This window comes from uncultured Cedecea sp. (genome assembly GCF_947498825.1).
Lineage (GTDB): Bacteria > Pseudomonadota > Gammaproteobacteria > Enterobacterales > Enterobacteriaceae > JGM124.
On the sequence record NZ_CANMLV010000049.1, the window covers coordinates 1 to 5,837 of the forward strand.

The window sequence follows — 5,837 nt, forward strand, 5'->3', positions numbered from 1 at the left end:
CTCAGAAGTGAAACGCCGTAGCGCCGATGGTAGTGTGGGGTCTCCCCATGCGAGAGTAGGGAACTGTCAGACATCAAATAAGCAGAAACCCCAGCCGAAAGGCTGGGGTTTTTTGCGTTAGCCGTCATAATTTATGCTGCTCAGGTGTTGCCTGTGTGAGTTATTCAGGATAACTCGTCATGGAGTTCCAGAAAAATACCTGCTGAATAAAATATTTTTTATTTTTATTGAATGTATAACCATAGGGTTATTTTTATACAAATTTTTGAATATAAACAAAAGAGTAAGTAAATTTTTTATTTATACTTTAGGCTGACGAATGGTCGTATTGTTATGACATATTTACATCTAATGTGACTTAAGAGAGAACGCATAGAGTGAATATATTATACTCTTATCTTTTTTAATAATGGAATATATTAATTGCTGCTGAGTGAGTTACTGTGAAAATCTAACCAAGATCAGTTTAGATAATATATTTTTTAATATCTGAGCCCATATCATCAGTAATGGTATTTTAAAGGAAGAATACATGCTAAAAATTAATTCAGAAACACCCAGCAATAGAGAGCATCAACTTCATATCAATCAAATTGATGATGAGATAAAATCATATAATGATCCCGTATATCGAACCCTTACGGTAGGAATAAATAGTGTCGATAATAGTACGGAAGAAAAGATTAATCAGTCCGCTTATTACTCTTATGATGGGGGAAAAAATTCGTCTGGGTGGCTGAAACGTATGCTTATTGGGATTGCTGTTTTGACGGGCACAGGTCTGCTAGCTGTTGGTGGATATTACTGCTCTCTTTTGGGAAGGGCAAACTTGTCGGGAACCCCAGAAGGAGACCTCCTTCCTTATCCAGAACCTCCCCTGTCTCTTGCCGATGATATTATTGTAAACAACCCATCAGCCATACTAGAGCCTGACCTACAGGAGGCAGAATATTTTACTGACAATCCAGAATCATCGCGCTCTCCTTATTCTTATTATGAGAAATACAGGATGCAAGTTCGCTAATACTTTCTCCTGATATCTTTAAATGATTTTAAAAAAACTAATAATTTAGAACACTTTCTAAATACTCGTTCGGAACTGTCACTACTGATAATAGTTATCCATTAGATGGTAGGTTTACGATAGTGTCAGCTAAATTTTATTTATTAAGTGTTCATGAACTTACTATTGAACTCAGGAGCGCAAGGCCAAAAAATAAATATTATTTATTGGAACTAATTATTGACTAATGAATTATGGAAGGGAAATGCTGTCCTCTATAGAGGAGAAAAGATGAGGTTTTAGTAAGAAAAAATCAACGATGTTTTCTTTGGTTGCTGAAACTATTATTAGTAGAAAATATATATTACGTTTTTATATTCATGTAATGGAAAACAATAAAATTATACACCAGAAGAGTTGATTAAAAGAGAGGGCTATATCAACCAGCAGATGAATGTCAGTTATGTCATCAGTTGCTGTAGTTTATCTACGCTCAGCTTGTTCCTGGCATTTGCAAGTATCCTGCATGTCAGGGTACAGAGGTTTCTAATGGTTGCTTCCTGTGCTGGTTATGTAAGACAAGGTTAAATTTTCGTTAAGTTATCCCGACTTCTTCTTTTCGGATAGAGGATGCAAAGTCTGTGGGGGAGTTCGCGGTGAGACAAAGCGGCAACCAATCAGGTAAACTACTTTGGTCTATATTCCGGAACATAACGACCATGAATCCCTCTCTGAAGTCTTTCAATACCTTTGGTATCCAGGCTCATGCTAAACGCATTGCCGTTGTTGAATCAGCCCAGGAACTGTTAACGGCATGGAACGACGCCGCTAACAATGGTCAGCCCGCTATCCTGGTGGGCGAGGGAAGTAATATACTTTTCCTCAAGGACTTCGCTGGCACCGTGATAGTAAACCGTCTCAAGGGCATTGAGGTCACGGAGCAGGAAGATTCATGGTTATTGCATGTCGGTGCAGGAGAAAATTGGCATCAGCTGGTAGAGAAAACGCTCCAGCAGGGTATGGCGGGACTTGAGAATCTCGCTTTGATTCCCGGCTGCGTAGGATCGTCACCTATCCAGAATATCGGTGCTTACGGTGTAGAGATCAAGCAAATCTGCCAGTATGTTGACTGTATTGACCTCACCAATGGGCAGGAAGTTCGCCTTGAGAATGAACAGTGCCAGTTTGGCTATCGTGACAGTATTTTCAAACAGGCTGACTATAAGCACTATGCGATTATTGCAGTGGGGCTGCGATTAGCTAAAAAATGGCAGCCTATACTCACTTACGGTTCTCTTAACCAACTCGATCCGCAAAGCGTCACCGCTCAACAAGTTTTCGATAGTGTCTGTGAAATGAGAACGTCGAAGTTACCTGATCCAAAAGTGAATGGTAATGCAGGCAGCTTTTTCAAAAACCCAGTGATTACAGCGAAAGAAGCTAAGGATTTGTTTATCCATTATCCGAACGCTCCTCATTATCCACAGGCTGATGGCAAGGTGAAACTTGCTGCTGGCTGGCTTATCGATCAGTGTCAGCTTAAAGGCCACCGAATTGGAGGCGCGGCTGTACACCGTCAGCAAGCATTAGTGCTTATCAATGAAGGTAACGCAAGTAGTGAGGATATCGTGGCGTTAGCGCACTATGTTCGCCAACAGGTTGGCCAGAAATTTAATGTCTGGCTGGAGCCTGAAGTTCGCTTTATCGGTGATAAGCAAGAAGTTAGCGCACTGGAGACAATCGCGTGAGAGATAATACAGTTCCATTAACCTTAACCAGTATCCTGGCTGATGGTAAATTCCACTCAGGTGAGCAACTGGGTGAGCAACTGGGTATGAGCCGGGCTGCGATTAATAAACATATCCAGACTATACGTGACTGGGGTATTGATATACTCACTGTACCGGGAAAAGGATATAGCTTACCTGAACCGATACAATTGCTTGATGAGGCATTGATTCTCTCGCAGATTAACGAGGGTACAGTCAATGTATTACCTGTCATTGATTCAACGAATCAATATTTACTTGAGCGGCTCGGCAAACTGAAATCAGGCGATGCCTGTATCGCAGAATATCAGCAAGCGGGTAGGGGAAGACGAGGAAGACAGTGGTTCTCTCCTTTTGGTACCAATCTTTATCTTTCAATGTACTGGCGTCTTGAACAGGGACCTGCTGCTGCAATCGGGCTGAGCCTGGTCATCGGTATTGTTATTGCTGAAGTATTGCAACAGCTCGGTGCTCATGATGTCAGAGTTAAATGGCCAAATGATCTCTATCTTAACGATAAAAAACTTGCCGGTATTCTGGTAGAGCTAACAGGTAAAACAGGCGATGCAGCGCAGATTGTTATGGGTGCTGGTATCAATTTGGCAATGAAAAGTGTCGCCTCTGAAGTCGTGAATCAAGGCTGGACCAATCTGCAACAGGCTGGTCTTAATATCGACAGAAATCAGCTTGCTGTTTCATTGATTAAAGAATTACGTCAGGCCTTAATGCATTTTGAACGTGAGGGGTTAACGCCTTTTCTTTCTCGCTGGCAGAAGTTAGACAACTATATTAATCGTCCGGTAAAACTGATCATTGGCGAACGTGAGGTATTTGGTATTGCTCGCGGTATTAATGAACAAGGGGGATTATTGTTGGAGCACGATGGTGTAATAAAAGCCTGGATTGGTGGGGAAATTTCATTACGCGGAGTAAATTAAGGGGAGGTCATCCCCTTAATCATTATTTTCGTAATTTAACACTATTTATTTCATGATTCGCGATTTTAGTCATTATCAGACTGGCGCGGTCGCGGGTGGGTAATATATTCTGTTTTAAATTCAACAGGTTAATTTCTTTCCATAATTGTGTTGCAGTATTAATAGCTTCATCTTTAGAAAGCTTTGCATAATGATGGAAATAGGAATCTGGGTCGGTAAATGCACTTTCACGGAATTTCAAAAAACGGTTAATATACCAATCCTGCAATAATTCTTCTGGTGCATCAACATAAATAGAAAAATCGACAAAATCTGAAACAAAAACATGATGTGGATCGTGGGGATAATCCATGCCACTTTGTAAAACATTTAATCCTTCAAGAATTAAAATATCCGGCTGAGCAACCGTTTTATCACCGCCGGGTATAACATCATAGAAAAGATGCGAATAAACGGGAGCGGTAACGTTAGGTACGCCTGATTTAATATCAGAGACAAACTTCACCAGGCGATGCATATCGTAGGATTGCGGAAACCCTTTTTTCTTCATCAAATTGCGTTCTTTGAGCACCGCATTCGGATGAAGAAAGCCATCTGTAGTAATCAATTCAACGCGGCGATGTTCAGGCCAGCGACTTAACAGTGCCTGCAACACACGTGCTGTCGTACTTTTTCCGACGGCGACACTTCCCGCGATGCTAATCACATACGGAATACGCTGGCCACTCGTGCCCAGAAACTGCTCCAGAACTGCCTGACGGCGTAAGTCAGAACTTATATAGAAGTTTAGTAGCCGCGATAAAGGGAGATAGATCTCGACAACCTCATCCATGGAGAGGTCCTCGTTAATCCCTTTAAGGCGCGTAATCTCTGCTTCTGTCAGTGTCATTGGAACAGAATCACGCAGTGCAGCCCACTGCTTGCGATCAAATTGCAGATAAGGAGTAATTGCCAACATTTGTTCTCTGTTACTCATAAGCATGCTTTCTGTCGTTCAAAACCATATTTACGTTGTACATCTTGCTATCAATAGCACCGCCACATTCGGAGGGTTCAAGCTGTGCAACGCATCGGATGTTTGATAATGGGCAGGAGGGTAACACCGGAAGTGAAAGAATAAGAAGAAAAAATCAGTATGAATGATGCATTACCGTGAATCCATCACGTTGTGTGTTGAATATAATGTCAGAGCACGCCATCTTTTTTGTGTTAACTGCTTGTTTTTTATTCAATGAAAAAACAAATAAACATGAAAAAGAAGAATCGCAGGTAAGAAAAAACGAAAAAATCAGTCCCTCAGTGGATGAATTTTATACTTATTTGGTGAAATAATCAGCATAATTACGGTGAATTGCGTAAAATGTAAGCGTACGCGCATTTTCTGCAATTTTTTTGTTGCAAGACGGCGCAGACCCTCATAAAATGCGCACCACTTGATGCCGACTTAGCTCAGTAGGTAGAGCAACTGACTTGTAATCAGTAGGTCACCAGTTCGATTCCGGTAGTCGGCACCATCAAGTATCTAAGTACCCCTGGTGGGGTTCCCGAGCGGCCAAAGGGAGCAGACTGTAAATCTGCCGTCATCGACTTCGAAGGTTCGAATCCTTCCCCCACCACCATATACGGCAACGTAATCGTCGCCAGAGGCGAAAGGCTTCAAGCTGATCGACTCAAAGGATAAAAGAACTTCTTTTATCTCCAATACAGAAAGACATCCAGGTAGTCGAGTTCCAGGATGCGGGCATCGTATAATGGCTATTACCTCAGCCTTCCAAGCTGATGATGTGGGTTCGATTCCCACTGCCCGCTCCAGATGTGCTGATATAGCTCAGTTGGTAGAGCGCACCCTTGGTAAGGGTGAGGTCGGCAGTTCGAATCTGCCTATCAGCACCACTTCCTTCTCTCATCCCTGATTATCTTCTGTTAACTCAATTCAGCAATGCAGGCAAATGCCTGGTTGATGTGGTGATATCACCGTTTTAACCGTGTCTTAGAGGGACAATTCATGTCTAAAGAAAAGTTTGAACGTAAAAAGCCGCACGTTAACGTTGGTACTATCGGCCACGTTGACCATGGTAAAACTACTCTGACCGCTGCAATCACTACCGTACTGGCTAAAACCTACGG

At 42.1% G+C, this 5,837-nt stretch carries 5 protein-coding genes and 4 tRNA genes; 8 read left to right on the top strand and 1 reads right to left on the bottom strand.

All coding sequences use genetic code 11. From position 1 onward, the window contains the following. Positions 1-532 precede the first annotated feature (532 nt). From Q1A40_RS22755 to birA, 3 genes are all read left to right on the top strand, one after another. Positions 533-1,024: a hypothetical protein gene (locus Q1A40_RS22755; protein ID WP_300006047.1), complete on the top strand. Its 492-nt coding sequence runs from the start codon at positions 533-535 to the stop codon at positions 1,022-1,024. A gap of 698 nt (positions 1,025-1,722) precedes the next feature. Beyond that, complete coding sequence (gene murB / locus Q1A40_RS22760; protein WP_300006049.1) at positions 1,723-2,751, top strand: UDP-N-acetylmuramate dehydrogenase; 1,029 nt, start codon at positions 1,723-1,725, stop codon at positions 2,749-2,751. After that, positions 2,748-3,710, top strand: a complete 963-nt coding sequence (birA, locus tag Q1A40_RS22765; RefSeq protein ID WP_300006051.1) for a bifunctional biotin--[acetyl-CoA-carboxylase] ligase/biotin operon repressor BirA — start codon at positions 2,748-2,750, stop codon at positions 3,708-3,710. The genes murB and birA overlap by 4 nt, the downstream gene beginning before the upstream one ends. Before the next feature lie 22 nt (positions 3,711-3,732). On the opposite strand, the gene coaA is transcribed toward birA, so the two are convergent. Next, positions 3,733-4,686, bottom strand: a complete 954-nt coding sequence (coaA, locus tag Q1A40_RS22770; protein ID WP_300006053.1) for a type I pantothenate kinase — start codon at positions 4,684-4,686, stop codon at positions 3,733-3,735. 462 nt (positions 4,687-5,148) lie between these two features. On the opposite strand from coaA, the gene Q1A40_RS22775 reads away from it, so the two are divergent. The 5 genes from Q1A40_RS22775 to Q1A40_RS22795 form a co-directional block, all read left to right on the top strand. Next, positions 5,149-5,224, top strand: a tRNA-Thr gene (locus tag Q1A40_RS22775). Between the two features lie 20 nt (positions 5,225-5,244). Beyond that, positions 5,245-5,329, top strand: a tRNA-Tyr gene (locus Q1A40_RS22780). 118 nt (positions 5,330-5,447) lie between these two features. Further along, positions 5,448-5,522: transfer RNA gene (locus Q1A40_RS22785), tRNA-Gly, on the top strand. Positions 5,523-5,527: 5 nt separating this feature from the next. Then, a tRNA-Thr gene (locus Q1A40_RS22790) sits at positions 5,528-5,603 on the top strand. 112 nt (positions 5,604-5,715) lie between these two features. Further along, the coding region (locus tag Q1A40_RS22795) for a GTP-binding protein (protein WP_300006055.1) at positions 5,716-5,837 on the top strand (122 nt) is incomplete at its 3' end.

What these genes read in the sequence shown, in the direction of transcription:
- Q1A40_RS22755 (WP_300006047.1), top strand. Translation starts at nt 533, where the DNA reads ATGCTAAAAATTAATTCAGAAACACCCAGCAATAGAGAGCATCAACTT.
- murB (WP_300006049.1), top strand. Translation starts at nt 1,723, where the DNA reads ATGAATCCCTCTCTGAAGTCTTTCAATACCTTTGGTATCCAGGCTCAT.
- coaA (WP_300006053.1), bottom strand. Translation starts at nt 4,686, where the DNA reads ATGAGTAACAGAGAACAAATGTTGGCAATTACTCCTTATCTGCAATTT.